Raw genomic sequence first — 26,767 nt, 5'->3', positions numbered from 1 at the left:
AATATATATTAATAACCAGGGTTTTGAGGGATTTTTAGCTGGTCGTTTGCATCCAGCTCCCGTTGCGGGATAGGCAATAGTAATTTTTCAGGCGTCAGGTTAGCTTGTAATTCAGCTAAGGTAAAGGCTGGTCTGTAATTTTTATAATGCGAATCAAACTCCAAAGCAAAGTGATTTTTTATCACTGCAATGGCCTGATCAGTCCTCATTAAATCAAAGAAACGCTGGTTCTCAAAGGCAAATTCTAATCTTCTTTCATTTAATAAAGCAGTTAAGAATTGAGTTTGATTTGTAATTGCATTCGGATTCGCCGGATCTGCAGGGTATTTATAAAAACCAGTTTTAAAATCTCCTGAAGTATATTCAGTAGCACCAGCTCTTGACCTGACCTGGTTAATTAATTCCAGGCTTGTGTTTCCATAACCCAGAGCTTCAGCTTTCATCAATAACACATCTGCATACCTGAGCACAGGGAAATCGTTTTCCGCGTCAAACTTCATCAAAACAGGCGAGATGAATTTTTTTACATAAAGCTTGGTTGAATATTTAGCCATGGTTACTGCCTTACGACTGTCAATTGCTCCCGAAGCAGGGGTTTTATAAGTTAAATCCAGATCATTTGTGGGAAAATTATAACCGCTTCCATCTCCATTTACCACTGCACTACCACTTGAAGTCGGTGCGAAATTATTAGCCATCAGGTTGCCCAGTCCCAAACCGCCTGCTTTAAATCTGACTGCGAATAAAATTTCCTTGTTCATCTCATTGTTAATAGAGAATACATCTGGAAAAGAAGGCAGCAGGCCATAACCACTATTATTGATAACTTCTTCGAGCAAAGGCAAAGCTTCAGCTCCGCGGTGTAATGTCAAATATACTTTTGCTAATAAGGCTCTTGCAGCCCAGGTATTAGCTCTGCCCACATCAGCACTGGTAGAAGGAGTAAAGGCCGTTTGTGGTAACAGGCTTTTTGCTGCTAAAAGATCAGCTTCAATCATTTGATAACATTCAGCAAGTGGAACTCTGTTGATTTGTTTGGACTGCTCAGGATCTACCGGATCGGTCACTAAAAATACCCCTCCATATAACCTGACCAGATTGAAATAGTGATAAGCGCGTAAAAACAAAGCTTCACCCGCCAGCTGATTTCTTTGCTCCGGAGTCATTTTTGCTGTTCCTTCGCCTACCGTAGTTTTTCCGGCCGTATAAACAACCCCAAGACTTTTCAATACGTAATTGATAGACCTGATGTTTTTATAAGTTACCAGCCAGTATTGATAAACTTTATCATGAGAAGAATTTAAAGTGAACATATCCAGGTCATTGAACTCGAAATTAATGGCTGCCGAGCTGTTCGCTACCCCTTGCTTGGAATTGTCGGTCCGTAAATCGGTCAGCATCCACTCAAATTCCAATGGTTTCTGCATCCCATTATAACTTCCTGTTAAAGCTGTTTTAGTTTGGTCATATGTTTTGTAAAAACTATCAACCCCAACATTAGAGATAGGATCGATATCAATGACTTTTTTGCAGGATACTATGCTTAAACACAGTACCAAGCCTGCAGTTATATAGTGGAGATTTCTCATCTTATGTCTATTTAAATTAAAAATTAACATCTATACCAAAAGTGAAAGTGCGTGAAATTGGAAAAGCACCACGTTGATACCCGTCTACCAAAGGGGAAGAATATTGTGATGAAGTTGTTCTTGCTTCCGGATTTATGCCCCGATATGAGCTTCCGGTCAGGTAGAATAAATTATCAGCAGAGCTGTAAACTCTGACACTGCTTACACCGAGTTTTTTAATCAGCTTACCAGGAATTGTATAACCTAGAATTACGTTTCTTAAAGCTGCATAAGAGCCACTTTCAATCACATAATCTGTGAGCAGCCAGTTTTCACCATTCGTATAATAAGGTGTTTTTCCATCACCGGGATGTGCAGCACTAACCCATCTGTTCTGATTGAATTTCTCATTATATCTTCTGGACTCATTGTAGTTGGCATCTCCATTGATAATTTTGCCACCCTGTACACCCTGAATCATGATATTAAGATCAAAACCTTTATATTTAAATGAATTGTTGATTCCCCAGGTGAAATCTGGAAAAGGACTTCCGATGGTTGTACGGTCGTTCACATCAATTTTACCATCTCCATTTACATCTACGAACTTCAGACCTCCCGGTGCATAATATTTAGAAAGGGTAGAGGTCTGTCCTGCGGCTTTGGCTGCATCAATTTGCGTTTGTGAAGTCCATATACCATCAGTTTTATAACCAAAAAACTGAATAGCCGGCTGCCCGACAATAGCCGCATAGATTTCATTCCGCTCTCCGTAGTTATATTGAAAAGGTTCTCCGCCAAGCTCCAGTAAACGATTTCTGTTTGCTGAAAAGTTAAGCGAGGTGGACCATTGAAAATGATCAGTTTTGATATTTACGGAATTGAATTCAACTTCGATACCTTGGTTTTTAACCTTGCCTGAGTTATCAAAATATTCAAAAGAGCCGCTGAAAGATTGTGTAGATCTCTTGTACAGCAATTTATCCGTATTGGAATTGTAATACTCTATAGTCAGCCCAAAGCGGTCTTTCATAAAGCCAAGGTCTAAACCTGTATTGAATTCAAAAGTACGTTCCCAGGTAATGTCAGGGTTAGCCAGTACATCTGAATTCGGTGACAAACCAAGATTTACAGAGCCCGTACCACTCCCGAAAGGATAATTGCCCGGATATAAAAGATTTTGAAAAGCGAAACTCTGGATCTTGTTATTTCCGGTTGCGCCATAACTCGCCCGGAGTTTCATGTTGCTGATCCAGGAAACATCCTTCATGAAATCCTCTTTTCCGATTCCCCAGCCCGCTGAAATTGCAGGAAAAGTACCCTGTTTTTTCCCTTCTTCGAAATAAGAACTACCATCCATCCTGAAACTGGCTGCCAGTAAGTACTTGTTCTTATAATCATAAGTCAAACGTCCGAGGTAAGATACCAGGCCAATCTGGTCTTTTAAAGTATTGGTTAAAGCCTGGTCAATCTGACCAGCCTGGTTTAAAGTTTCAAAAGTTTCTGTAGGGAAATTCCTTCCCACCATATTGCTTTCTTTTATCTTGGTTTGCTGTGTCGTAAAGCCCAATAACCCGGTAAAACTGTGGTTACCCCTGGTTACATTATAATTTAGCGTATTTTCCAGCAGCAAATCCATATAGCTTCTTGTGTAAAGCGTAGCTTCGTTCACATCACCATCTTTTCTTGCATTTGATCTGGTCAGCGTTGTATTTTCTTGCTGAGAGTAATAGCCGCCGATGGAACTTTTAAAGATCAGGTTCGGCAGGAATTTAATGCTGATATCACCACCCCCCAACATCCGGTAAGTCTGCTGATCGCGTGTTTCCCTTGCAGCAATGGATAGCGGAGTATTGTTACTTGTAGCAAACGGTTCTACAGGGCCGGTACTAGTCCAGTTACTGCCATCAGGCATTGTTCCGGAATATTGCAACCCATTGAAATGTCTGGCTTGTACAAATTCACCCGGGAGAATACTTGCCCAGGCTGCATTTTGATGCACATACGCTGCGGTGAAATCACTATGGTTAACAGGAAGAAAAGAGCCGAAACGGAAATAATCTGTGAAATTTACAGCAGGTCTTTGTGTCTTTACATAAGAAGGATTGAAGTTAATGCTAAAACTGACTTTCTTACTCAGTGTACCATCTAGTTTGGTCTTCAGGTTAAACTTACTGTTATCACTATATTTTAATACCGCTTCATCTTTCTGGCCACTGGCCGATACATAATATCTCAGCTCTTTTTTACCACCAGAAATACTGAGTTGGATATTGGAAATAGCTGCGTTTTGCAGGGCTTCCTGCTGCCAATCTGTAGGGCCTCCGCTAATTTCGTTTTCAATTACATAAGCTGCTCTTTCCGGATCAGTAATCAAGTTCTTCATGTTTGCCGGAACTGTAGGATCATCCGCACGCAATGCAGCTTCCGCATAAAGCAATTTGGTATAATCAGTAATACTCATGATCGGATTCAGTTTATAAGGCTTTTTAAAACCATAATAACTTTTCAAAGTATACCTTGGTTTATCAGAACCTCCGCTCTTGGTTGTGATCAGGATAACTCCATTAGCCGCTCTGGAACCATAAATAGCACCAGAAGCGGCATCTTTAAGCACTTCAATACTTTCCACATCCTGGGGATCTACAAAAGATAATCCATCAGGTACAGGATAACCATCCACCACTACCAGAGGTTGGGAACCCGCACTAATTGAACTAAAACCGCGGACACGTACAGTAGGGGCGGCACCTGCTTCAGAACTGACATTTTGAATCGTTACCCCCGCAATTTTACCAATCAGTGCATTGTCTAAACGCGCGGTAGGAATCTCATCCAGGTTTTCGTTTTTCAACTTGCTTACTGCACCGGTAACAGATGATTTCTTTTGCGTACCATAACCAATCACAACAACTTCATTCATCGTATTGGGAATTTCCTTTAACGTGATGGTAATTGTTTCTGCCTGTTTCACTGCAAAAGCTTGTGGTTCATAGCCCATGTAATTAATCACCAGTAGTTTTCCCGGTTCGGCTTTGATTTTAAATTCTCCCTTGTTGTCGGTCACTACACCCTGTTTGGTGTCTTTGAGGATAACCGAGGCGCCTGGCAGAGCTTCCCCTTTCTGATCCTTCACAGTACCCTGAATGGATACTTTTGTCTGTGAATAGGCCGGTTTTAAGTATAAAAAACACGACAATATCATGACTAGTAAACCTTTAAAGTAAACTTTTAAATTCATAATAATTTATATTTGGTTATAGGTTGTACCTGCTTCGTAAAATCTCCTTTACCGCAGGAGACAGCTTGTTTTGCTCAGGTCAGCTGCCAGTTTTTAAAATGCAGGAGACCGGAGTCTCCTGCTGCAGTAGTGAATCAGGAGAAATTCAAGCCACCGTTAATGTCAATATTGGTACCTGTTACATAACTTGCTTGATCAGAAGCTAAATAAACAACCAGATCAGCTACTTCGGTTGCTTTTCCCTCTCTTTTCAACAAGGTTGAATTGGCAACATTAGTCCGTACTTCGGGTTTAGTGAAAGTATCGTGAAAAGCAGTCGCGATCATTCCTGGTAAAACTGCATTCACCCGGATATTTTTTGGACCCAGTTCTTTAGCCAATGCACGTGTATAAGTCATAACTCCACCTTTAGCTGTCGCATAAGCACTTGCGCCGGGGCCACCACCATCTCTGCCGGCTAAGGAGGAAAGGTTGATAATTGAGGCACCAGAGCCCATAAATGGAATTGTCGCTCTACTAACCAGGTAAACACTTTTTAAATTTAAGTCCATCACTGCATCCCAGAAATCTTCTTCCAGTTCTGGTGTTGGTTTTCTGGCCACCATTCCACCGGCTACATTGACCAGGATATGAATTTCTTCCCCAAAAGCTTTTCTGGTCTGGTCAATTAATGCAGTAACCTCCGCAGATTTAGTGACATCACCTTTAACAATAATCCCTTCTCCACCTTCCGATTGAATTAATTTTAGCGTTTCTTCAGCATTAGCCAGGTTGTCGAAATAATTGATGACTACTTTCGCACCTTCACGGGCAAGCTGGCAGGAAACCGCTCTGCCAATATCTCTTGATCCACCGGTAACTACGGCTACTTTGTTTTTTAATCTCATATGATTTGTTTATGAATGAATGATTCTTTTTGAGGTAATATATTTGATGCAGACCCAGGTAATCGGTACCAGCACTGCTGCCAGTACGAAAAAGGATACATAACTTGTTTTGGTCATTACAGGAACTAACCAGGTGGTTAAAAGTGTTCCGGCTACGGCCGCTGTACCACCCATTCCCGCTACTGTTCCTACGTTTTTACCGTTGAAATAATCACTGGGTAAAGTTTGCAGGTTTCCGATAAGAAACTGGAACCCGAACAGGGTTAAACCTATCAGTACCATTGCCAAACCCGGTTCTGCTTTCAGGTCATCCAGCTTATAAACAATAGCTAGCAAAGACAGCAGCATGAATGCACAGCCTACGGCCACCGAATTCTTTCTTGCTTTTACCGCATTGACACCTTTTTTGACCTGCCATGAAGAATGATACCCACCAAGCAAACTGCCGATTGCCGCAAATAAGTAGGGGAGCCAGGTAAAAGCGCCAATTTGTTTAATGTCAAAAAGGAACTGTTCTTTTAAAAAGGTTGGCAGCCAGGTTACAAACAGCCACCATACTGGATCGATAAAGAATCTGGCCATAATGATACCCCATGTATTTCTGAATTTTAACAATTCTTTCCAGCTGAGGACGGGAGCTTCATCTACCTGGGTATGTGCTTCGGTATCTACGTCCAGAATGTAGTTTCTTTCCTTTTCGGTGAGCCATGGATGTTTATCGGGGGTTGCCTTATTGATAATCAGCCATGGAGTTACCCAGATCAGTCCTAATGCTGCGATGAATACAAAAGTCATTTTCCAGCCAAATACGATATACAAAAATGCAATGGCCGGAGCTGATATAACTGAGCCTAAAGATGCACCTGCACCAAAGATCCCCTGTGCAATAGCTCTTTCTTTGACCGGAAACCATTCTGCATTACTTTTTGTAGCACCAGGCCAGTTTCCAGCTTCTGAAAAACCCAGCATGAAGCGAAAGATATTAAAGGACACTAAGGATTTAGCGAATGAATGTAAGGCTATAGAAACGCTCCAGCCAATAATGGAGACAGTCATTCCCAATCTTGTCCCCACTGCATCCATCAGTTTCCCCGTGAACGTCTGTCCCAGCGCATAGGCAATCATGAAGAATGTCGTAATCAGGGCAAGTGCATTTTTATTGTCAGCTGCTGCAATGCCGAATTCCTTGTAAATATAAGGCCACATAATATTGATGGCACTTCTGTCGATGTAATTGATCACTGTTGCCAGCGAAATCAATGCGATAATGTACCACCTTAGTCCTTTTATCTTCATGAGGTTATATTTGGTTTTTGTTGATTAATTTGCCCAAAGGCAGGTCATGTTATAAGCCCAGACCTTTCAGGAATTCCATGATCTTTGCATTGACCACTAAATTATCTGCTGGCTGAAACTTACCATGTAAGCCACCCTTTACAGTGACAAACTCATTTTTAACACCCAGTTCATCCAGTCTGGCTTTTAAAGCCACAGACTGTTCATAAGGAACAATCGGATCGGCATCGCCATGCACTATAAAAACCGGCGGGCTTGTCTTTTTTACCTGGAACAAAGGGGAAACAGATTTAGCAAATTCCTGATCTGATGCTTTAGCTCCTAACCAGCTAGTCGCAGATTTACTGGTCTTTAATTTCCCGTAACCCCAGTCCCAGACATCGGTAATTCCGTATTTATCAATGATCGCTGCTACTTTGATATTTTCTGTGCCTTTGCAGTTCCCATCAAACAAATGATTATTTTCAAGAAGCCCGCCCATGAGTGCAAGATGACCACCAGATGAAGCGCCCATAATGACAATTTTATTTAAATCAATATGTAGTTGTTTTGCATGGCTGATCAAATAAATTAATGCACACCTGGTATCTTCTACTGCAGCCGGAGCAGTCGCTTTAGCAGTAAGGCGATATTCAATATTAGCCACCGCATATCCCTTTTTAAAGAAAGCGCTAAAACCACTTTGAGATTCTTTCGTTCCTTTATTCCAGCCACCACCATGAATGTTGATGACCAGTGGGGCAGGTGAGCCCTGAGTTGGCGGGAGGTATAAATCTAGTTTACCATCCCAGTCGCCTACCTGCGTATAAACTACATTTAGCTGTTCACTGAATCCAGCAGGATAACTTACTTTTTTGATCTGAGTTGTGTCTTGTGCCACTGCAAGATGGGTTGTCCATAGCAGACCGGCAATCAGTATAATTCTCTTCATCCTGAACCTTTTAAGCCTATAAAAAATCTTCGCGGTGCGGAGAGAATACATCTATCAATACACCTTCTTCTAAACAAACGCAACCGTGCATTTCGTGCGGAGGGGCATAAAACCCATCACCCTTTTTAAGAATTTTTTTCTCTTCACCAATACGCATTTCAAAGACTCCGCTGTCTACATAAGTTACCTGTGCATGGTGATGCTGATGTAACTGACCGATTGCTTCTGCCTCAAATTTTGCTTTAACCAGCATAATCTGATCATTGTAACCAAAAACCTGTCTTTTAACTCCGTTTCCGAGATCCTGCCAAGGCGTTTCTTCTTCTATTTGAAATAAATTGCTCTGTAACATATTGATTAGTTTAGTTTTATAAAGTTTTCTTTGTTTTTGAAGTTGATCTGGTAGTGATATAATTTCTCTTTCACTTTAAAGGAAACTGAAATCTGTTCTGGCCCTGCAGCGATGATTTTTAAATCACTTACATTACCTGAAGCTCCAGAAGTGGTTTCGTCTACTGTGTTTGTACTGCCATGCGTTTCAGTCACTGTAAAAAAAGTTTGCGTTTTACTACCTGTTGAAGAAAGCATAAAAGCTTTGCTCTCTAACAAATTCTGATCTGGATCATTCGCACCAAGCGTTAACAATTTCAGGTTTATTGGGGACTGTGCAGCGAAATTAACCGTATAAAAACGTTTATTATTTAGCAACGTCAGGTAACCTTTCTGTTCAGGAACGGCCTGCTCCGCATTTAACCAAATATGCTGGTAACCGTATTGTGTACCCAGAGCTTTAAGCTGATCCGTAAAAGATTTGATCTGTACAGAAGAATCCGTCAAGTGCCCTTTATACCAAAAAGGGAGATCATATTGGTGGGCTTTATCTGCATCAACTCTGAAAACATCAATCATTAAAGATTTTTGAAGCTCTTCTACTTTGAGCAAAGCCGTAGTTCTTGTCATTTTTACCCCCGGATAAGCATTGTTTTCTGCCGCACTGATTACCTTCAGGTTCTGATCGTCTTTGAAGTAAAGGATTTCAGCAGCAGTTTGCTGTGCACGATCCGCATTCCCTTTAAAATTCGAAGTTTCATCTACTGTAAGCGTATTGTGTGCAACAGTTTGCTTAGCCCAGGACTTATTCTCAGGCAGGTAATCACCACCTTTTTTAGATTCTATGTTGATGAAACGTGCAGATCCATAATCCGGGAACACTTCTACATTATTGTCATCATACAATAGGTTAAGCCTGTCAAAATGCCCATGGCCCATACCCTGAGAGGTGGCTTTAATTAATACAGCTTGCTGATCCTCATTTGTTCCAGCTCTTAAAATTCCAATACCACCGTCTTTACCAGTTGCACCATCAGTAATTAACATGGTCTTATAAACAAATGGTTTAGTTTTTCCTGCAGCTACATCAGCAGCAATTTTTAACCCGGCATCAGAAATAATAACCTGGCCTTGTTTATTGACTATATCCAGTAATTCTGGTTGTGATTTAATATCCGCATAAGCAATATCAACGCCGTAAACCAGTTCGGCAGATTCATAGGTTTTTCCCTTTACTGCATCGTTAAATGGGAAAAATGTACCATCTGTATAGGTGAGCTGAAGCGAGGTTTCAATAGCTTTAGCGAGAAGTTGTTTACGGTATTGAAAGATTTTAAGCGCGGGCTGATAATTATTAATCGTTTTTGCAAATATCAAAAAAGGAAGAAGCGCATAGCGCTGATAATAAGGTCCTTCTGTGTAATATCCGTCTGGTGAAAACAACTGATCAATCTGAGCAAGATAGCCCGCCTTACCATCCTTAGCTGTTCCTTTTAACGCCATTTCAACATATTCAGGCTTGTTGATCACATAGCCGGTCATTCCCACAGCTGCAACAGCCCAGGTGGCATGGTTATGGATTTTATTAAATGTTTCTGCACAATCTTCCGTGAAGAATTTAACTGCTGGTACAAATAGACCCTTTTCTATTTGCTGACGCTGAACCGGTGCAATTGCCTCATAAACCAGATCATAGCCTTGTATGGTATAAACTTGCCACACAAAATCATTCAAACTCTGCCAGAAGATCCTGCCACCCTGATGACCTTCTTTGCTTTTAGGATGAAGCGGCCATTTCTGATATTCGGAAGCATATTTTAACAGGATCTCTTCTACGTAGGCTGCATATTTTTTGTCCCCGGACATTTGATAAGCAATCCCGCAATTCAGGATGTTGAGATAATTCTTTTTATGTTGCTCATGGGTTGCACCGCCTCCAGCATCCTTAGGAACAGGTACATTAACAGGTTCTTTAATGGCTTTGTCGGCATCTGCTTTAATCTTCTTGTAAGATTTACTTAGCAGGGAGTAAGTTGAAATTCCTTTCCTCAGCGCTTCTATATTACCTTTGGTCAGCATGATAGATGGATGCTGCTGCGCATAAGCAGAGAGTCCAAAAATAAGGCAAATCAATCCCATTACCGACTTTTTCAAGTAGTTCATCATATCATTATGAATAATAAATTTTAAGGCTTATGCCATTTTTCTGAGCGTAGTTTTAAGCTTTGTCCTGTATGATTTTTTGTGCGGCAAACCCAGCCTTACTTAATTGAAACATATCATTTAAATGCGCTGCCACTGCATTTTCTGCGGCATCGATATCCTGATCTACAATCGCTTGTAATATTTTTCTGTGTTCTTCAATCGCCAGTTTACCTCTGTTATCTCCGCAGATTTTATTCTCTACAATACTTTTAATCAGATCGGGGATTAAAATCAGGATCATAGATTCAATTACTGAGTTTTTAGAAGCCTTTGCAATCCTGATATGGAAAATCATGTCTTCCTCTACTGCATTCTGATTGGTATTAACTTTCGCTTCATAATCCAGTAATGCTTCCTTTAAACTTTCCAGATCTTTTTCTGTTCTTCTTTCTGCAGCCAATTTGACCGCGTCAAGCTCCAGATAATACCTGGCTTCAAGCAATGCATTAAAATCTTCTTTATTGAATTTGATGATATCGGTGATGATACTGTCCAGCACTTTGATGCTCAAACCAGCTACGTAAGTTCCGCTTTGTGGATTGGTCTTTAAAAGACCATAGAATTCTAGTTTCAGAATAGCTTCACGTACATAACTACGACCTACGCCAAACTTTTCAGCAAGTATCCTTTCAGCAGGTAAACGGTCGCCGGGCTGCAATTGTCCAGAAGTAATCAGCTGTTTAAGCTGTCCGATTATTTTATCTACAGGAGTTTCAAGTTCGATAGACTTGATGGTTTCTATAAAGGATTTCATAAAGATAGATTTGGTTTACCAATTATTGGTTCACCAAATCTATAAAATATAATCAGTAATCAAAAATTATTTAAGCTTATGAGGTATGTTGTTGATATTCAGTAGTGATAAAAAAAATATGCATAATGATCGTTGCTTTTATGAATGCAGCAACTGCTACGTCTTATCCTATACCGAAGCCAAAATCACCACGATTAAAAGGATATATATTAAATATTGCTTGAGCAGGGTGATGAAATCTTCAGGAAAAATGCTGATATTCCATATTTATAAATTGATAGCTAACCTAATTATTTTATAATGCCTCTTTTATACCATTCGTTTTTTCACTTGCTTTTTATTGGTATTATTGCCTTGTTTCCAGTTGTAAACCCGATCGGATCTTCGTTCATTGTCAGCCCTTTTTTTACCGGGCTAAGTTCTGCTGAAAAGAGAAAGGCAGTTGGGAAAATTACCTTTTATGCTTTTTCAATCTGTACGGTATCTTTATTTGCTGGTCAGTGGATCCTCGAATTATTCGGTATTTCAATTCCGGTTGTGCAGTTGGCAGGAGGGATTATGATTTGTAAAATGGGGTGGGAGAACCTGTCTTCTGATAAAAAGCAAGGAAATTCAACAACGGATACGGAAGCTAATTTGTCTGGATACAGTAACATTGAAAGCCAACTGTTTTATCCGATCACTTTTCCAGTCACTACCGGAGCAGGTACTATTTCTGTCCTGTTTACATTAAGCGCCCATAGTATATCATCAAACCGTTCTGATGATTTTATGAATACAGCGGCTATTTTATCTGCTATTATTGTGATGTGTATCTTGATTTATATTTTCTATCTGAATACAAAAAATATTATTCATTACCTGGGCTCCAATGCAGAGGCAATCTTTAACCGTATTTCTGCATTCCTGATCTTTTGTGTAGGATTACAGATTGCAATTACCGGAATAAAAAGTTTAATGAAGTAAGCTCATAAATCATTGGTAATGGTTAGCGTGGGGGTATTGATCAATATTGCGTTTAAATAGTATAGTCTTACACACACGCATCTGATTCATGAACTACCTCATCTTTACTAAATACAGACCTGGTCCATACAGTCTTAAAATCATTTTCTTCTTTACACTACTTGTTTTAATGGCTTCCTGTAAGAAAGAAACAGGAAAACAGCCGGTTTATGCGCAGAAAGAAGTCACAATTGAGTATAAGATAAGTCCTTATCAGAATATCGTTACAGGTGGGCATATCATTTATACCGATGAAGGTGGTGTAGTCACTGTTGCCGATAAAAGAACACTACCATTCTCCCGGAAATTCAAAAGAACTATCAAAAGATCAGCAGTTTTATCTTTAGGTATTATTGCTGAATATGCGGGATCGGTGAAGATGGAAATTCTGGTCGATGGTCAGGTTGTTTCAACGCTGATTTCCACCAGTGTTTTTAACAAGAGAGAAATGATAAGGTATACAATTGTAATACCACAGGAATAACATATTAACCAGCTGTTTTCTGTAAGCTTATCCTTTACAAAACGTGATCATCGTAATTATTTAAAAAATTAAGTGGCACTATATTTGTTTAAGCGCAAGATATGTTTATAATCTACGATATTAAGGAAAAAACTCTCAATTCCAGGACAGTATTAATAGAAACTGATTCGTTAACGAGGAGTAAAAGCGATGTTCAGCTGGATGTATACCAGCAATACATGTCAATTTTCGGCCCGCTTGGCCCGATAGGTGTACAGCAGGTCAGAGCAATTGATCTTAATCAAAATATTGAAATTCCGAAAAAGGAATGGTCAGAGGAATTAAAATCAGAAGCTCAGAATTTAAAAGCAGAAACTCCATTTGCCTGGAGACTTTTCCAGAATATCTTTATTATTGCAGGGGTTTTTATCGGGCTATCTGTGATTGGGCCAATCCTGAATAAGAACAGAGCTGAAAAAGCTGCTGTTGCCAGTGAAGCCAGGGCTGCCTCTCTTGTTGCTGTAGCCCCGGGTGATGTACTTAGAATATTCTTAATGCCTTCACCAGAGATGACAGAACCACAGGTTACTTTAATGAAAGTAGTTAGAATTGAAGGAGATACCTTAGTTGTGAAGGGGCATAAAGAAGTTAAAAAGGGATTTAGTGCAGAAGATGCAGCTGCGCTGGATCATCATGATGCTGCCTTCAATGATGAAGAAAAGAAATACAATTTTAGAAATTTCAAGAGTAATAAATTGATTTCAGAATTTCCTGCAAGTTCACATAAAAATATCGGAACAGTGTTGGATGCTGTGAAATCCAGTACCTGATAATCGATCTTCTGTCATGGAATCTGTATAATGTGATTCCATGACAGAAGATTATTTCATCCAGACTGAACAATCGGCTTATCCCCCAAGTCTTTTCTGTTCTTCATCTACTCCGGTTGACCGTGTTCTCTCAGATTTAACGGTCATTTTTCCAAACCGATAGGTAAAAGTTATCCTGATGCTGGTCGAAGTTGACGACTGAGTATAAGCATAGGTATTCCCCGGTAAAGCGCTGTATAACCTGGTTTGTTGCGTATGGAAGATATCACTTACGCCTAATTTCAAATTGCCCAGTTTATTTGGGAAATTATAACGTAGCCCGGCATCTGATCTGAATCGTGTTTTACGCTTAAATGCGGCCTCAGTTTCCGGAGTATTAAAGGCCAATGCCGCATCTGCACTAAAAAGTTTATTCAACGTGAAGTTATTTTGTGCATAAAAACTGGCACTGAACTGCTTTACATTCATATTTGCTTCTTTTAACTCCGGTGCATTTACCCGGTAATAATAGGCGGAAACATTGTTATTCATTTTCCACCATGGATTAATAGTCAGGGGGAAATTCAACACCATGGAAAACAGTTCATTCGATGATAAGTTTAAAATGGTCTGATAGAGTGATTTTTTATTTTCATTCTGCAATATAGTTGTACTAATTACATCAGTTGTACGGCTATACGCTAAAGCGAGACTATATTTTTTTTTGTACAGATAGCTGATTTCCACATTGTTTGAATACTCTGGTCTCAGATTAGGATTGCCCTGGTTGTAGGTATACTGATCAATGTAAAATATAAAAGGATTTAAAAATTGATAACCTGGTCTGTTTATTTTTCTGGAATAAGAGAGGTTTAAGCTGTTATCCGCATCGAAATTCTGAGTTAAAAGGAGCGAAGGAAACAGATCAGTGTATTTTTTTTCGTTTACTTGCTTTGTTGTCACAGAATTACCAGAGGAGACCGTATGTTCCACACGCAATCCGCTCTGTATAGACGTTTTCCCCAATGTAAAATTCAGCGTTGCATAAGCTGCGCCAATTTTTTCCTCGTAAATAAACTGGTTGCTCTTGGTCTCATCAAATATCCAGTTTCCATTGATATTATTCTCATAAACGTAATTGTTATCACTCTTTACACCAGATATTTTAACACCAGTATTGAGCATTATTTTTTTGTTTATTGGCAATATATAGTCTGCTTTGACAGCTTTAATATGAATTTCAGACGGCGCATCGTTCTTGTAAATCAGACCATTCTTTAAAAAATCACCGTTGGGTAAATAAAAAAGGTTCGTGTAACTGGAATTATTACTCACTTCGAAAGTAGAATAATCTGCATCTATGGTTATTTCCTGACCTGCGGTATCCAGTATGCCTTTATAGTTAAGATTATAAGAGAAATTCTTGCGTTTAGCAGCTGCATTACTGGGAGTTATTAAAACAGAATCTGTCGCTTCATACGATTTGCCAATATTTACGCGGCTTAAACTGTTTTGGGCTATATCGGTAAGCGTTCCTTTAATTAAAAAACCAATAGTATGGTTCCTGGTTAAAAAATAATCCGTTCCAATTTTGAAATTCTGAGCATCAATTATGGGTTTATCTAAATTTTTCTGGTCAAAAGATAAAGGATTTACACCCGGGGTTATGCGTTTGATTGATGTGTTTCTATCTTGTTTATTCCTGTTATACCCATAAGATCCAAATACGTTATATTTTTTCTTCCGGTAATTCAGATTGATTGAATTCGTAGTGAGCAAATATTTATTAAATCCAACACTGAGCGCGGCATTTCCATTAAACCCTTCTGCCAGACCTTTCTTTGTTTTGATATTGATGATACCACCGGTGCTGTTGGCATCATAAGCTGATCCTGGATTGTTAATGATCTCCAGGCTTTCTATCTCATTGCTCTGCATAGATTTAAGCAGGTTAGCGACGTCAGACGCTGCCAAATAGGTCTGTTTACCGTCAATGGTAATCAATACATTACTCTTGCCGGCAAGGGAGATATTCTCGTTCTGATCTATATTGACCCCAGGCGCTTTATTTAATAATTCAAGCGCATTTAAGCCTGCTGCTGAAGAGATCGCATCGACATTTAAAATGATTTTATCTGCCTTGCGTTCCAATACTGGCTTGGAAGCCGTAATGCTAATTTCACCAAGTTTTTTGGAGTGCTCCCTTAAAGTAATAGCGGGTAGCTGAAATGCTGAATTACCGGACAATTGAAAAACTGCGGTTTTTACTTTGTAATATCCTATGGAGGAACAGGTGATATAATATTTGTCCGGAACAGCCAGGAAACTAAACTTACCATCCAGATCAGTCATGGCTGTAGTCACCAGAACAGAATCACCAGCAGTATATAAAAGTACAGTTGCAGCTGGTAAGTTTTGCTGATTATCTTGTACTATCCCGTTAATCTTAACTGTTTGCTGAGCAATAGCACAATTTGGGAAGAGATAGAGTGAAAAAAGGAAAAGTACAGGTGAAAATAATTTCATAAGGAGTACAGGTTGTTGATCAGGTAGGTTTTTGCTTGCAACTATTTATACTTAATTGAAATTATAAGTAATTGTATAACAAATTTAATATTATAAATGAACATACAACCATCACCAAGGATTAATTATTAACTAATAAAAAATGGTTTGCCCTTTAGAGGCAAACCATTAAGCTTTTTGTATTCCTGAAAATACTGATTATTTTCCGCCAAGTCTTTTTTGTTCGTCGTCAAGACCAGTTGATCTGTTTCTTGCAGATTTTACGGTCATTTTTCCAAAGCGGTATGTAAATGTCAGCCTTACACTTGTGGTATTGCCATATTGCTCCAGGTTATAGATATTGCCTGGCAGTGTGCTGAATACCCTGGCTTTTTGTGAATGGAAGATATCGTTTACGCCTAATTTAAGATTTCCTGTTTTGTTGGGGAAACTATAGCGTAATCCAGCATCAGCATTGTACATACTCTTCACTTTAAAAGCACCTTCAATTTGTGGTGTACTAAACATTAATCCAGCATCAGCACTGATCAGTTTGCTCAATGTGAAATTATTTTGTGCATAAAAATTACCGCTGAATTGTTTCGAATTCAAATTAGTACCGTTTAAGTCAGGCGCTTTAATCTGTTTGAAATACCCCAGTACATTATTGTTCATGTTCCACCATTTAGTAACCGTTACCGGAAAATTCAATGTTAAAGAAACTACGCTTTCTGAAGCAAGATTCAAGATCGTCTGATACATTGATTTTCTGACTTCATTTTGTAATAATACCTGCGTAATTACATCAGTAGTACGACTGTAATTCAAAGCCAGGCTATATTTTTGTTTGAACAGGTAACTGGCTTCCAGGTTATTGGAGTATTCTGGTTTTAGATTAGGATTACCCTGATTATAAGTGTATTGGTCCAGAAAAAACACAAAGGGGTTTAAATTCTGATAATTGGGTCTGTTTATTTTTCTGGAGTAAGAGAAATTTAATGTGTTATCTGCATCAATATTCTGACTTACAGATAAAGACGGAAACAGGTCTGTATATTTTCTATTTGTTAATTGATTTGTAGTGATAGAGTTTCCTGTAGAATTGGTATTTTCAGCACGTAATCCTCCAGATAACGATGTTTTTCCAAGCGTAACATATAAAGTCGCATAAGCGGCACTTACCTTCTCGTCATATAAGAACCTGTTACTTTTGGTATCATCAAAAATCCAGTTTCCTTTAATGTCATTCTCATAAATATAATTGTTATCACTCTTTACGCTGGCAATTTTAGCACCAGCTTCCAGCTTGAACATTTTATTAATGGGTAAAGTATAATCTGCTTTGATAGCCTTGATGTCAATGTTAGAAGGAGCAAAATTTCTATAAATCTGACCATCTTTAAAGAAAGTGCCATTTGGCAGATAAAAGCGGTTAATGTAGTTCGCATTGTTGGTTCCATCAAAAGTTGAATAATCCGCATCTACAGTTATTTCCTGTCCTGCAGTATCTAATATCCCTTTATAGTTGATATTATAAGAGAAGTTTTTGCGGTTGGATGAATTATAACTTGGTGTTTTTAAAACTGAATCTGTTGCCGCAAAGGATTTGCCGATATTTACAGTACTTAAACTTTGCTGATTGTAATCACTGATATTTCCTTTAACCAAAAATCCAATCGTGTGTTTCGGAGATAAAAAGAAGTCAGTTCCAATTTTAAAGTTTTGGGAGGAATAAACAGAGGTGTCTTTGTTCCGCTGACTAAAAGATAATGGATTTGTACCGGGGGTTATACGGTCAATTTTAAGCGTTTGAAGAGACTTACTTCTGTTATAACCGTAAGAACCAAAGACATTGAAGTCTTTTTTACGATAATTCAAGTTTATAGAGCCATTAGGAAGCAAGTATTTGTTGAATCCTGCACCTAATGCTACACTGCCGTTGAAGCCTTCTGTTTTGCTTTTCTTGGTTTTGATATTGATAATTCCTCCGGTACTGTTGGCATCGTATCTGGAACCTGGATTATTAATGATTTCAATACTTTCTATCTGATTGCTCTGCATTGATTTCAATAGATTAACGACTTCTGTAGAACTCAGGTAGGTTTGTTTACCATCGATCGTAACCAAAACATTGCTTTTTCCAGAAAGGGAAATGTTCTCATTATGATCTACATTCACTCCCGGCGCTTTTTTTAACACTTCGAGCGCTGTTAAGCCAGCTGCTGATGGCGTCGCATCTACATTAAAGATCAATTTGTCTGCTCTGCGTTCTAAAACCGGTTTAGCAACTGTAATGCTAACTTCGTTCAGGTTTTTTGAATTCTCCTTTAGGGTAATAGCAGGGATCTGCAAAGCTGCAGGGCCGGTCAATTGGAAAGGCGCAGTCTTAACTTTGTTATAACCTATAGAGGAGGATATGATATAATACTTGCTTGGAGCTGCTGTGAAATTGAATTTTCCATCCTGGTCAGTCATGGCAGTGGTTACCAGGGCAGAATCTTTAGCTGTATACAGTAAAACCGTTGCAGCAGGTAATGTTTGTTTACCATCCGTTACAGTACCGTTAATTTTAACAGTTTGCTGGGCATGTAAGGTGTTAGGGATAAAATAAAATAAGAATAGGAGAGTGGTTAGTAAAAGTGGTTTCATGGTTGTTATTATTTGTAAATAAGATACCATGAGGAGCAATAAGTTACATCGAAATCAAATATTTTATGATTTAAAAGGATTTTGCAATTTTACTTAAGCACCATTCTCTTTCTGAGTCTGTTCATAGAAAAAGCTTAAGTGCCTAAGTAAGAAGCGATATGATGTAACGTGGTGAAAAGCAGGATAATTTTAACCTGAGTTAAAATTTGGAGCTGAGTTCTGCAATAATCTTTTTTGCATCTCCATTTTCAGGATTTAATACAACCGATTTTTTATAATTTAATAAAGCTTTGCCTTTGTCTCCTTGTTTATAGTAAGCTTCTCCTAAACTGTCAAATACATTACCTGACTCAGGGAAAAGCTTTGTATTTTGTTCAAAGACCAAAATGGCATCCCTGAATTTGTTTTGGCGTAAAAAATTATAACCGATTTCATTCAATGTCGCTTCTGCATCAAAACTATATTCATTATTATAATCTTTCTTCATCTTTTCATAGAACGTAATAACTTCTGGACCATCCATCTGTTCTATTTGTTTACCAAAGGCGCCCAATACAGATTTTTTGATTTGAGTATAGGGTTTCCCATCCAGAATTGCCTGAATAGAGACGTCAAAGGTGTATAAATTGTTCTGCTGATTGTTTGTCATCAGGATCACTGTTCTGCCTTTTGAAACAGTGCTTACCAGCAAAGCCTGGTAGTTTCTTGCGGTGCCGTCGTGTTTGTGGGTGATCACGCGGTTAGCTTCCATCATACCGCCACCTAGACCAGCCTGTTGATTGGGGCCCGCAGGTTCCAGAATTTGTTTGGTCGAAGCGGGACTGATTAGTTTAAAATTTGTGATTGCATTGACCCATTTATAAAAATCATCTAGCGTAACTGCGACCCAACCATTAATTGGATAGGTGAGCTCGTCTTCAACATGATCGTTGTTGTAGGCTCTGGCAATCAATTTATCAGTAGCTACTGGATCTACAATCGCTGTCTTCATCCCACAAGGTTTTAATAAGTATTTTTCGGTAAAGGCAGTAAATGATAAACCGGTAATTTTTTCAATGATCCTTCTTTGCAGAAAGACATTGTTGTTGTTATAAGCATACTGGCTGCCAGGTTCAAAGTCAAGTTGTGTTGTTTTCTTCAGGTCTTCCATATTCTCTGCGTTACTTTTAACCGACTTCCATTTCACATCCGGAATACCACTCGTGTATTGCAATAAATTGATGATATGAATTTTTGAAGCCCATGCAGGCAGTTCGGGCAGGTATTTCGAAACCGGATCTTCCAGGCTTAATTTTCCCTGTTCTTTTAAGATCATGATTCCAACCGCATTAAATTCTTTAGCGATTGAGCCGATATGAAACCGGTATTGTTCTGTTAACTTAATTTTTCCTGCTGCATCTGCGAAACCAACAGCGTTTTTATAAATCACTTTATTATTTTCTGCAATCAGGATATTACCGTTAAACAGGCCGAGATGATTTGCCCGATGAATCAGGGAATCCATTTGAGCAGATTTATTGGTTTGTGCATTGGTTTTCTGGATCAATAAGATCAGGGTGGTAATAGCGAGTAAATTGATTGCAGATTTTTTGAAAGTGCTCATATTCGGTGTTTTAGGATGAGACTCATAAAGCACTCAATTGTTTCAGTAATTTTTCGGTTTTTTTCCGCTTAGCTAAACGGGGGGATTTGGCTAGGTACTGTAGGGGTTGTGGTACACATTGAAGTAGGGTTGAATTAGCGTTGAAGAACCGTGCAAGTAGCCCAGGCTACTTCAAGGGTAGTTCAACCCTACTTGAACACTACTTCAATGTATACCAGTACCTAGCCACAACCCCGCTAATGTATAGGCAGTTTAACCGTTTTTTGATATAGAATTACTTAAGCTATTGAGCGGCAGAACGACGGCTAAGCAGATGCTTATAAATTAATAAGTTGACTAATATAAGTGCCATTCCATAAAACACATCTTCTACGGGGATACTTAATATTCTGAAACCAATAATCTGGTTATTATTATACCAAACTATTGGTGCCTCCAATCCGGTCCCTGTCAATAAACCGTTGACGATTAAAAAGGGAAACAGCAGTACTGCATAAATGATGTAAAATTTTGGCAGCCAGCCAATTTTCAAAATATATCTGCTCAACGTAAGCACAGCGGCTAATAATAAAAATGTGGCTGCGGGATAAATATGATTGCGGTATAAAATTGACATCATTACACAAATCAGGATGAGTAAGGGCGTCAAGACTTTTTCAACGCCGAGCGGGATCGGTTTTTTAATGAAAAGATCCAGGCAATGAAAAGTGAATACACAGGCATAGGGAATGCAAAAGAAGAATAGAATTTCTTCTATAGGCATATTACCTGCTTTTAAACCAATCAGATAATCGGGATTAAACCCCCATACACCCAGGCTGGTAAAATATACATCCCAGATTAAAAACATAATTCCGGTTAAAAATACTGCAGGAAAAAAGGCTTTCCAGGTCTTGTAGAAATTTAGTTTTGGATGAAAAGAATAAATGAAAGGGACACTAATCGTGAAAAAATCAATCAGGAGATACGCGTACTTCATGCTTCAGTTTTTTTATTGTTTTCAAAGAAGTATTTAAATGGCACCCATAACATTCCGAAACACTCTCCATGTTCTTTATTGATATGTTTATGGTGCATCTTGTGTGCCCTTCTGATTGCTTTAAAATACCAGTGATCTGAGGTCCTGAATATTTTAAACCGCTGATGTATAAAAATATCATGGATAAAAAAGTATGCAGCTCCATATAAGGTAATTCCTATACCTATATAAAGCGCAGTTGTGTTCCCGTAAAAAGATCCCAGGCCCAGGCAAATAATCCCTGGAATAGCAAAAATCAGAAAGAAAAAATCATTTCTTTCTAAAAAGCCTTCATGATCTTTACGGTGATGGTCACGGTGTAAGTTCCAGAATAAACCATGCATCACATATTTGTGTGTAAACCATGCGACCCCTTCCATACCAATGAAAGTTGCCGCTACAATTAAGGTGTTAATTATCCAGTTATTCATAAGTTGAACAGTTGATTATAATGACTTTTGACACGGTCAAAGCAAATCTTTAACCATATTGTATAATGCTCCGGGTTTGTTTTTAAATGCGTTTCCAGCGTTTCTAAAGGTACGTATTGGAAAGCGGCTACTTCATCTGAATTGGGTACAGGAATTATATTGCTGATGCCAAAATAAACATGATCAAATTCGTTTTCTGAAAGCCCATCCTTGAGATCAGCGTAATAGATAAAACTAAAACCAAATTCCAGCTCACAGTCCATGCCCATTTCCTCTTGCAACCTCCTTCTGGCTCCGGTCGCTGTCTCTTCGCCAGGATAGGGGTGGCTACAGCAAGTATTGCTCCATTGACCACCTGAATGGTATTTCTCTAATGCTCTTTGTTGCAACAGAAATTCACCTTTTTGATTAAAAATAAATACCGAAAATGCACGATGCAGTTTCCCCCGCTGGTGTGCTTCCATTTTCTCCATCAATCCTGTCACCTGGTCAGTCTGATCGACAAGTATTACGTGATCTTTCATTTTTTTATGCTATTACGTTCTTTTTCAGTCATGTGTTTAGAGGCAAACAAATAGTCAATTACCAGTTGTTTGAATGGCTTGTCATGTATCTGGTCCAAATTCTTTATTAATATTTTTTTATCTGCTATAATATGGTCATTGTAGCCAAGAAAAGAGGGAAGATTTGTCTGAATTGTAAATCTTAAAAACCTGACCTCCAGGTTTTCCGGATCAAGAGCAACTGCACTTTCAATGTATTCTTTACCTTTCTTAAATCTCCTGAATTTTGAAATAGGGCTCATCGTATATTTAGCCTGCATCATTTCGGCAACTCCTTTATAGCAGATCAGGAGTTGACTGGATTGATCATCCACTTTGGAAAGTAAATCCAGAAGTTTACCTGCGGCTGCTTTATCATTTGCTGATTCATAATATAAAGTGCGCAATTCTGTAATTTCCGGATATGGATGACTCCCATACATGAAAAGTATAAAAAGGGTCAGCGTTTTCATATGGCATTCATTTTGTAACGAATAATAGAATCACACATCAGGCCAAATTTATGGCTGTTGGAAATCCGGATTCTTTTGGACATTACTTTCTCTGCTGTTGCACCTTTAATTTTATTAAATAGTTCTTTATAATAGATGTAGGCAAGGTAAACACCATTTTTAGAGGAAGCTGGTAATTGTTTAATTCCAGCGAGCGCTTGCTTAAATTCTTCTTCTATTTCTTTTTCAATAATTTGTTTTTCGTGATTTGAGAATATAGTAAGATCAATATTTGGAAAATAAGTGCGGCTCAGGTTGAAATAGTCTGCATTGATATCTCTGAGGAAGTTAACTTTCTGAAATGCTGATCCTAATTTCATCGCTGAATCTTTTAGTCTTTCATATTGTACTTTATCACCTTCTGTAAAAACATTGAGGCACATCAATCCAACTACTTCTGCTGATCCTAAAATGTACTGATCATACAGTTCGGGGGTATATTGCTTTTTATCAAGATCCATGGCCATGCTTTTTAAGAACAGTTCGATCAGTTCTTTATCAATTGCATAATCATTAACTACCTGCTGAAAAGAATTTAATATCGGGTTCAGACTGATTTTATGTTCAATAGCTTCATAGCAGTCCTGTCTGAATTTTGCAAGCAGGAACGGCTTATCAAAGTCATGGAAGCTATCTACAATTTCGTCTGCAAGGCGTACGAATCCGTAAATCGAATAAATTGGATTACGTAATTTCTTCCCTAAAAAATAGATACCTAAGGAGAAACTCGTACTGTAACGCTTGGTTGTGATCTTACTGCATTCTGCAGATAACCGATCAAATATCTCTTTCATAGTTTTTATTAAAGTATTTTATCAGTTGACTGGCAGCTACGTGGCCCGAAATAATAGATGGAGGAACGCCTGGACCAGGTACAGTAAGCTGGCCTGCATAGAACAGGTTTTCGACCTTTTTGTTTTTTAAAGAAGGCTTTAGATTGGCGGTTTGCATTAATGTGTTCGCTAAACCATATGCATTGCCTTTATAGGAGTTGTAATCCAGTTTAAAGTCCGCTACACAATAACTGTTTTTGTAATTCAGATATTTACGGATTTCAACGCCGGTATAAGTTTCCAGGCGATTCATAATGAGCTCGAAATATTGCTCCCTTAATGCTTCGGTATCTTCCATATTCGTTGCCAGTGGCATCAATACAAACAGGTTTTCATGTCCATCCGGTGCTACAGTGGTGTCAGTTCTGGATGGGCAGCAAACATAAAATAAGGGCTTAGAGGGCCATTGTGGTTCTTTGTAAATTTCAATGGCATGCTGTTTCAGATCTTCATCAAAGAATAACGTATGATGGCCCAGGCGTTCTGTTTTTCTGGTTACACCCAAATAAAAAATAAGGCAGGAGGGAGCAAGAACACGTTTATCCCAATATTTCTCCTGGTAATTTCTGTACTTTTCTCCAAGTAGTTTTTCTTCTACATGATGATAATCGGCAGCAGCAATGTATCCATCATAGGCATTTGTTTGTTTGGAAGAGCTCAGCGTTTTGATTTCTTTTCCGTCGATTTCTAAGGCAGAAACAGGTTCGTTTAAATGGAATTTTACACCATTCTTTTCTGCAACGGTTTTCATCGCCTCAATTACTTTTCCGAATCCACCTTTAGGGTACCATGTACCTAGCTTAAGACCTGCATAATTCATTAAGCTATATAATGCAGGAGTATCTTCAGGGGTTGCACCCAAAAATAAAACCGGAAATTCCATCAGCGCAATGAGTTTCGGATGCTTAAAATATTTTTTAACGTGGCTGCTGAAAGAGGTGAATACTTGTAATTTAAAGACACCTTTAATAAGATCCATATCTGCAAATTCCATTAAAGACAAGCCTGGTTTATAAACTAGCTTTTCAATTCCGGTTTTATATTTATAAGCAGCTTCTTCTAAAAATTGCTGAAGTTTTAAGGCACTTCCAGGTTCAATAGCTTCAAAAGTATCACAGAGTGCGTTAAAATCTGCTGGAATATCGAGAACATCATTTTGCCCATAGACAACGGAGAAACCGGGGTCTAAAAGTTCCAGTTCATAAAAGTCTTTAGTTTGATAACCAAAGTCATTAAAGAATTTCTCAAATACATCTGGCATCCAATACCAGCTTGGCCCCATATCAAAAACATATCCGTTTTCAGTTTCTAATTGCCGCGCTCTGCCACCAACGGTACTATTTTTTTCATACACATCAACCTCATAGCCATTTTTGGCCAGATAAGCTGCTGCACTGATACCTGCAAATCCGGCACCTATAACTGCTATTTTTGGTGTTTGCTGAGCTATTTTAGTTTGCATTTGAGACGCTTTTGATAGTTTGTTCAAATTCATTTATTGACCTAAACCAATTTATGTTTTTACCCATTTTCAATTCATGAATTAATTTGCCATTACCGGCAAGATGAATTCTGACTTCGGGATAAGTTGTACTTAATTCGTTAAGATAACCATTTGCTGACTCTAATGGCTGACTGCGTACCATAAACAATAACATATGTTTAATTTGTTTGTTCTGCATCGCATTTTTTACGGAGTCCAATGGGACTCTGCCACCGAGATAAATTACTTTCTGTCCTGCTTGTTTGAGTATATAATTAGCAAACAAGAGTCCAATATCGTGTCCTTCGGCTTCTGGCAAGAAAAGTAACCATGATGATTTAACCTCGGTAACTGCAGGAAGGTCATTAATAGCTGCATAGAGCTTTTGCCGGATGATATTGGATAAAAAATGTTCTTGTGCAGGGCAGATGTCGTCTTTCCTCCACATGAGCCCTAATCTCACTAACAAGGGATAAATTACCTGCTGGTAAGTGGTGATCATTCCGTTTTCCAGTATACATTTATTAATGAGCTGATCAAATTCAGACTCGTTATAAATCAATCCATATTTTAAAAGCTGAGAAGTATAGTATTCAAAATGTGCGTCGTTTGAAATCGTCCGTTCTATTTCTTTTTTAAGGAAATCATTCATTTCTTTTTCAGAGAGGGCACAGACTTGCGATATTTTCAGCCCGGTCTGGCTAATGCTGACAATATTCAATAATCTTTTCAGGTGATCATCGTTGTACATGCGTGTATTTCCTGCTGAGCGCATGGGTTCCAGTGCATTATATCTCCGTTCCCAAATCCTGATCGTGTGGACTTGTACGCCCGATAGTTGTTCAAGATCAGAAATTGAGTAGTTCATTATATTTGTCTAGATTTATTTTGTTAAATCTAGACAAACATAATGAACTTTCAGCTGGTTTTGGTTGAATAAACGATAGTTTATAGCTAAGTGTGCTAAAATATATTTAATGTTATAGGAGTTGATAGGGGTTTGGTGTTATGGATGCGTCTAGCTTACATGATATGGAAAGCGCTAAAACACTGCCCTTTATTTTTTGCCGTTCTGGTTTCTATATTGATGATTGGGCTGATTTCTTGTGCTTTAACATCTAAACTTACTAGTTTCAACTTTCTAAATTTCTATCATTGCCAGTTTCTGGATGTGTTTTTTTCTTATTATACTTTTATGGGAGATGGGGTCATGTGTCTGCTCACTATTATTTTTCTATTTTTTGTAAAGAGAAAGAAGTTAGCCCTGGCTTTATTACTGGCTTTTTTGGGTTCCGGGCTTATCGTTCAGATTTTAAAGAAATTGCTCAATGAGCCCAGACCATCCCTTTATTTTGATCAGATAGGGTTCAAGTATTCATATTTTGTTATCGGAATACAAAAAATGCACTCTGCATCGTTTCCTTCAGGCCATTCGGCATCTGCTTTTGCGATGTGCATAGTGATTGCCTTATATTTCAAAGACAAACGGGTCAGTATTTTGTGTTTGTTGCTGGCTTTATTTGCGGGTTATTCGAGGATCTATCTTGCACACCATTTTTTACCTGATGTAATGTTTGGTGCATTGATTGGGTCTGTATCTGGGTTGTTAATGTATTACTTTGTTTGGCATCCTGCGGGTATTTATACAAGGGTGAATACTGGTTTTAACGGGGTATTGAAATAGTTTTGTAAACAGTTGATT

The 26,767-nt window shown here is 38.5% G+C and carries 22 protein-coding genes; 4 read left to right on the top strand and 18 right to left on the bottom strand.

The annotated features are described in order from the left end of the window. Positions 1–8 precede the first annotated feature (8 nt). From ABIB30_RS01820 to ABIB30_RS01785, 8 genes are all read right to left on the bottom strand, one after another. Positions 9–1,589 carry a RagB/SusD family nutrient uptake outer membrane protein gene (locus tag ABIB30_RS01820; protein ID WP_354299040.1) on the bottom strand — a complete coding sequence of 527 codons (1,581 nt, stop codon included), beginning with the start codon at positions 1,587–1,589 and terminating at the stop codon, positions 9–11. A gap of 16 nt (positions 1,590–1,605) precedes the next feature. Further along, entirely contained in the window at positions 1,606–4,809 is a 3,204-nt protein-coding gene (locus ABIB30_RS01815; RefSeq protein WP_354299039.1) for a SusC/RagA family TonB-linked outer membrane protein, read from the bottom strand. Between the two features lie 134 nt (positions 4,810–4,943). Next, positions 4,944–5,696, bottom strand: a complete 753-nt coding sequence (locus ABIB30_RS01810; protein ID WP_354299038.1) for an SDR family NAD(P)-dependent oxidoreductase — start codon at positions 5,694–5,696, stop codon at positions 4,944–4,946. Positions 5,697–5,705: 9 nt separating this feature from the next. Then, positions 5,706–6,992 (bottom strand): MFS transporter, encoded by a 1,287-nt coding sequence (locus ABIB30_RS01805; protein WP_354299037.1) that lies wholly within the window; start codon positions 6,990–6,992, stop codon positions 5,706–5,708. A gap of 49 nt (positions 6,993–7,041) precedes the next feature. Further along, positions 7,042–7,923: an alpha/beta hydrolase fold domain-containing protein gene (locus ABIB30_RS01800; RefSeq protein ID WP_354299036.1), complete on the bottom strand. Its 882-nt coding sequence runs from the start codon at positions 7,921–7,923 to the stop codon at positions 7,042–7,044. Positions 7,924–7,939: 16 nt separating this feature from the next. Beyond that, positions 7,940–8,275, bottom strand: a complete 336-nt coding sequence (locus tag ABIB30_RS01795; protein WP_354299035.1) for a cupin domain-containing protein — start codon at positions 8,273–8,275, stop codon at positions 7,940–7,942. A gap of 5 nt (positions 8,276–8,280) precedes the next feature. Continuing rightward, positions 8,281–10,419: a heparinase II/III domain-containing protein gene (locus ABIB30_RS01790; RefSeq protein ID WP_354299034.1), complete on the bottom strand. Its 2,139-nt coding sequence runs from the start codon at positions 10,417–10,419 to the stop codon at positions 8,281–8,283. A 52-nt stretch (positions 10,420–10,471) separates the two neighbouring features. Next, positions 10,472–11,212: a FadR/GntR family transcriptional regulator gene (locus ABIB30_RS01785; RefSeq protein ID WP_354299033.1), complete on the bottom strand. Its 741-nt coding sequence runs from the start codon at positions 11,210–11,212 to the stop codon at positions 10,472–10,474. A gap of 300 nt (positions 11,213–11,512) precedes the next feature. On the opposite strand from ABIB30_RS01785, the gene ABIB30_RS01780 reads away from it, so the two are divergent. From ABIB30_RS01780 to ABIB30_RS01770, 3 genes are all read left to right on the top strand, one after another. After that, on the top strand, positions 11,513–12,178 hold the full coding sequence (locus tag ABIB30_RS01780) for a MarC family protein (RefSeq protein ID WP_354299032.1): 666 nt from the start codon (positions 11,513–11,515) through the stop codon (positions 12,176–12,178). An 88-nt stretch (positions 12,179–12,266) separates the two neighbouring features. Next, positions 12,267–12,701 (top strand): hypothetical protein, encoded by a 435-nt coding sequence (locus ABIB30_RS01775; RefSeq protein ID WP_354299031.1) that lies wholly within the window; start codon positions 12,267–12,269, stop codon positions 12,699–12,701. A gap of 101 nt (positions 12,702–12,802) precedes the next feature. Continuing rightward, positions 12,803–13,510, top strand: a complete 708-nt coding sequence (locus tag ABIB30_RS01770) for a hypothetical protein (RefSeq protein WP_354299030.1) — start codon at positions 12,803–12,805, stop codon at positions 13,508–13,510. A gap of 78 nt (positions 13,511–13,588) precedes the next feature. Here ABIB30_RS01770 and ABIB30_RS01765 read toward each other — a convergent pair whose 3' ends face one another. The 10 genes from ABIB30_RS01765 to ABIB30_RS01720 all read right to left on the bottom strand — a co-directional run bounded on the left by ABIB30_RS01765 (position 13,589) and on the right by ABIB30_RS01720 (position 25,933). After that, positions 13,589–16,015: a TonB-dependent receptor domain-containing protein gene (locus tag ABIB30_RS01765; protein ID WP_354299029.1), complete on the bottom strand. Its 2,427-nt coding sequence runs from the start codon at positions 16,013–16,015 to the stop codon at positions 13,589–13,591. A gap of 198 nt (positions 16,016–16,213) precedes the next feature. Continuing rightward, positions 16,214–18,643 (bottom strand): TonB-dependent receptor, encoded by a 2,430-nt coding sequence (locus tag ABIB30_RS01760; protein WP_354299028.1) that lies wholly within the window; start codon positions 18,641–18,643, stop codon positions 16,214–16,216. 199 nt (positions 18,644–18,842) lie between these two features. Next, on the bottom strand, positions 18,843–20,246 hold the full coding sequence (locus ABIB30_RS01755; RefSeq protein ID WP_354299027.1) for a serine hydrolase domain-containing protein: 1,404 nt from the start codon (positions 20,244–20,246) through the stop codon (positions 18,843–18,845). Between the two features lie 283 nt (positions 20,247–20,529). Continuing rightward, a complete protein-coding gene (locus tag ABIB30_RS01750) occupies positions 20,530–21,225 on the bottom strand; it encodes a lycopene cyclase domain-containing protein (RefSeq protein WP_354299026.1) in 696 nt (231 codons plus the stop codon). Continuing rightward, a complete protein-coding gene (locus ABIB30_RS01745) occupies positions 21,222–21,695 on the bottom strand; it encodes a sterol desaturase family protein (protein ID WP_354299025.1) in 474 nt (157 codons plus the stop codon). Before ABIB30_RS01745 ends, ABIB30_RS01750 begins: the two co-directional genes overlap by 4 nt. Continuing rightward, positions 21,692–22,219 (bottom strand): isopentenyl-diphosphate Delta-isomerase, encoded by a 528-nt coding sequence (gene idi / locus ABIB30_RS01740; protein ID WP_354299024.1) that lies wholly within the window; start codon positions 22,217–22,219, stop codon positions 21,692–21,694. The genes ABIB30_RS01745 and idi overlap by 4 nt, the downstream gene beginning before the upstream one ends. Continuing rightward, positions 22,216–22,710, bottom strand: a complete 495-nt coding sequence (locus ABIB30_RS01735) for a hypothetical protein (RefSeq protein WP_354299023.1) — start codon at positions 22,708–22,710, stop codon at positions 22,216–22,218. Before ABIB30_RS01735 ends, idi begins: the two co-directional genes overlap by 4 nt. Further along, a complete protein-coding gene (locus tag ABIB30_RS01730) occupies positions 22,707–23,543 on the bottom strand; it encodes a phytoene/squalene synthase family protein (protein WP_354299022.1) in 837 nt (278 codons plus the stop codon). Before ABIB30_RS01730 ends, ABIB30_RS01735 begins: the two co-directional genes overlap by 4 nt. Next, positions 23,527–25,044 (bottom strand): bifunctional phytoene desaturase/3,4-desaturase, encoded by a 1,518-nt coding sequence (crtID, locus tag ABIB30_RS01725; protein WP_354299021.1) that lies wholly within the window; start codon positions 25,042–25,044, stop codon positions 23,527–23,529. The genes ABIB30_RS01730 and crtID overlap by 17 nt, the downstream gene beginning before the upstream one ends. Continuing rightward, on the bottom strand, positions 25,034–25,933 hold the full coding sequence (locus ABIB30_RS01720) for a MerR family transcriptional regulator (protein ID WP_354299020.1): 900 nt from the start codon (positions 25,931–25,933) through the stop codon (positions 25,034–25,036). Before ABIB30_RS01720 ends, crtID begins: the two co-directional genes overlap by 11 nt. A gap of 159 nt (positions 25,934–26,092) precedes the next feature. Here ABIB30_RS01720 and ABIB30_RS01715 point away from each other — a divergent pair, with 159 nt between their 5' ends. After that, on the top strand, positions 26,093–26,749 hold the full coding sequence (locus ABIB30_RS01715) for a phosphatase PAP2 family protein (RefSeq protein WP_354299019.1): 657 nt from the start codon (positions 26,093–26,095) through the stop codon (positions 26,747–26,749). Positions 26,750–26,767 lie beyond the last annotated feature (18 nt).

The organism is Pedobacter sp. UYP1 (genome assembly GCF_040547305.1).
Taxonomy (GTDB): domain Bacteria; phylum Bacteroidota; class Bacteroidia; order Sphingobacteriales; family Sphingobacteriaceae; genus Pedobacter.
Note: the sequence above shows the minus strand (reverse complement) of the source record. Positions and strands in the feature narration are given on the sequence as shown.

Bases quoted from the DNA above. Each gene is read 5' to 3' on its own strand.
- ABIB30_RS01760 (WP_354299028.1), bottom strand. From the start codon at position 18,643: ATGAAACCACTTTTACTAACCACTCTCCTATTCTTATTTTATTTTATC.
- ABIB30_RS01715 (WP_354299019.1), top strand. From the start codon at position 26,093: ATGATATGGAAAGCGCTAAAACACTGCCCTTTATTTTTTGCCGTTCTG.
- ABIB30_RS01800 (WP_354299036.1), bottom strand. From the start codon at position 7,923: ATGAAGAGAATTATACTGATTGCCGGTCTGCTATGGACAACCCATCTT.
- ABIB30_RS01745 (WP_354299025.1), bottom strand. From the start codon at position 21,695: ATGAATAACTGGATAATTAACACCTTAATTGTAGCGGCAACTTTCATT.
- crtID (WP_354299021.1), bottom strand. From the start codon at position 25,044: ATGCAAACTAAAATAGCTCAGCAAACACCAAAAATAGCAGTTATAGGT.
- ABIB30_RS01785 (WP_354299033.1), bottom strand. From the start codon at position 11,212: ATGAAATCCTTTATAGAAACCATCAAGTCTATCGAACTTGAAACTCCT.
- ABIB30_RS01730 (WP_354299022.1), bottom strand. From the start codon at position 23,543: ATGAAAGAGATATTTGATCGGTTATCTGCAGAATGCAGTAAGATCACA.
- ABIB30_RS01720 (WP_354299020.1), bottom strand. From the start codon at position 25,933: ATGAACTACTCAATTTCTGATCTTGAACAACTATCGGGCGTACAAGTC.
- ABIB30_RS01735 (WP_354299023.1), bottom strand. From the start codon at position 22,710: ATGAAAACGCTGACCCTTTTTATACTTTTCATGTATGGGAGTCATCCA.
- ABIB30_RS01820 (WP_354299040.1), bottom strand. From the start codon at position 1,589: ATGAGAAATCTCCACTATATAACTGCAGGCTTGGTACTGTGTTTAAGC.
- ABIB30_RS01810 (WP_354299038.1), bottom strand. From the start codon at position 5,696: ATGAGATTAAAAAACAAAGTAGCCGTAGTTACCGGTGGATCAAGAGAT.
- ABIB30_RS01770 (WP_354299030.1), top strand. From the start codon at position 12,803: ATGTTTATAATCTACGATATTAAGGAAAAAACTCTCAATTCCAGGACA.
- idi (WP_354299024.1), bottom strand. From the start codon at position 22,219: ATGAAAGATCACGTAATACTTGTCGATCAGACTGACCAGGTGACAGGA.
- ABIB30_RS01755 (WP_354299027.1), bottom strand. From the start codon at position 20,246: ATGAGCACTTTCAAAAAATCTGCAATCAATTTACTCGCTATTACCACC.
- ABIB30_RS01815 (WP_354299039.1), bottom strand. From the start codon at position 4,809: ATGAATTTAAAAGTTTACTTTAAAGGTTTACTAGTCATGATATTGTCG.
- ABIB30_RS01805 (WP_354299037.1), bottom strand. From the start codon at position 6,992: ATGAAGATAAAAGGACTAAGGTGGTACATTATCGCATTGATTTCGCTG.
- ABIB30_RS01750 (WP_354299026.1), bottom strand. From the start codon at position 21,225: ATGAAGTACGCGTATCTCCTGATTGATTTTTTCACGATTAGTGTCCCT.
- ABIB30_RS01795 (WP_354299035.1), bottom strand. From the start codon at position 8,275: ATGTTACAGAGCAATTTATTTCAAATAGAAGAAGAAACGCCTTGGCAG.
- ABIB30_RS01780 (WP_354299032.1), top strand. From the start codon at position 11,513: ATGCCTCTTTTATACCATTCGTTTTTTCACTTGCTTTTTATTGGTATT.
- ABIB30_RS01775 (WP_354299031.1), top strand. From the start codon at position 12,267: ATGAACTACCTCATCTTTACTAAATACAGACCTGGTCCATACAGTCTT.
- ABIB30_RS01765 (WP_354299029.1), bottom strand. From the start codon at position 16,015: ATGAAATTATTTTCACCTGTACTTTTCCTTTTTTCACTCTATCTCTTC.
- ABIB30_RS01790 (WP_354299034.1), bottom strand. From the start codon at position 10,419: ATGATGAACTACTTGAAAAAGTCGGTAATGGGATTGATTTGCCTTATT.